At 65.8% G+C, this 1,257-nt stretch carries 1 protein-coding gene and 1 pseudogene; both read left to right on the top strand.

Translation table 11 applies throughout. The features are described 5' to 3' along the window. The first annotated feature begins 179 nt into the window (after positions 1-179). Positions 180-1,079: an acetylglutamate kinase gene (argB, locus tag G3N93_RS40155; RefSeq protein WP_006490510.1), complete on the top strand. Its 900-nt coding sequence runs from the start codon at positions 180-182 to the stop codon at positions 1,077-1,079. Then, positions 1,076-1,257, top strand: a pseudogene (locus G3N93_RS40150) (HAD family hydrolase); the annotation flags it as partial. The gene argB and the pseudogene G3N93_RS40150, both read left to right, overlap by 4 nt.

Here is a 1,257-nt window from a genome sequence, read left to right as displayed (position 1 = left end):
CCCTCGCAGCGCTGCCCGTATCGCGGCGCACATCGCGCCGCGCCATAGCCGGCGGGCCGCCGCGTGCGGTGCCCGGGTCGTGCCGCCGGTGTTCCGGCCCGTCCAAAAACCCGATGCTGCGCTGCGCCACTCCTGTACAATTCGCCGTGTTTCAACCGTTCCCAGCCAGAGCCGCCGCCATGTCCGAGCCCATCGACCTCTCGCAGATCGCCCCTACGCTGAAAGCAGAAATCCTCGCCGAGGCGCTGCCGTACATCCGCCGTTACCACGGCAAGACCGTGGTCATCAAATACGGCGGCAACGCGATGACGGAAGAGCGGCTCAAGCAAGGCTTCGCGCGCGACGTGATCCTGCTGAAACTGGTCGGCATCAATCCGGTGATCGTCCACGGCGGCGGTCCGCAGATCGATCACGCACTGAAGAAGATCGGCAAGGCCGGCACCTTCATCCAGGGCATGCGCGTCACCGACGAAGAGACTATGGAAGTCGTCGAATGGGTGCTGGGCGGCGAAGTGCAGCAGGACATCGTGATGCTGATCAACCACTTCGGCGGCCACGCGGTGGGCCTGACGGGCAAGGACGGCGGCCTGATCCACGCGCGCAAGCTGCTGATGCCGGACCGCGACAACCCGGGCCAGTACATCGACATCGGCCAGGTCGGCGAAGTCGAGGCGATCAACCCGGCGGTCGTGAAAGCGCTGCAGGACGACGCATTCATCCCGGTGATCTCGCCGATCGGTTTCGGTGAAGACGGCCTGTCGTACAACATCAACGCCGACCTCGTCGCGGGCAAGCTCGCCACCGTGCTGAATGCCGAGAAGCTGCTGATGATGACCAACATCCCGGGCGTGATGGACAAGGACGGCAACCTGCTGACCGACCTGTCCGCGCGCGAGATCGATGCACTGTTCGAAGACGGCACGATCTCCGGCGGCATGCTGCCGAAGATCTCGTCGGCACTCGACGCGGCGAAGAGCGGCGTGAAGTCGGTGCACATCGTCGACGGCCGGATCGAGCACTCGGTGCTGCTGGAAATCCTGACCGAGCAGCCGTTCGGCACGATGATCCGCTCGCATTGAGACCACGCAGCAAGACCGCCACACCCGACTTGCCGGCCCCGCTGCGGCCCCGCCGCGTGTCGCGCAGCCGGCACCGCGCCGGCGCGCCGGTGTCGCCGTTCGATCTCGCCAACACCCTTCACCACGCATCGCACCCGATCTTTTCCGAGAGCTACCGCGCGATGACGCCGTACCTCAC

The organism is Burkholderia sp. Se-20378 (assembly GCF_017104665.1).
GTDB lineage: Bacteria > Pseudomonadota > Gammaproteobacteria > Burkholderiales > Burkholderiaceae > Burkholderia > Burkholderia lata.
The sequence above is the reverse complement of the archived record's forward strand: the minus strand, read 5'-3'. Positions and strand labels throughout refer to the sequence as shown.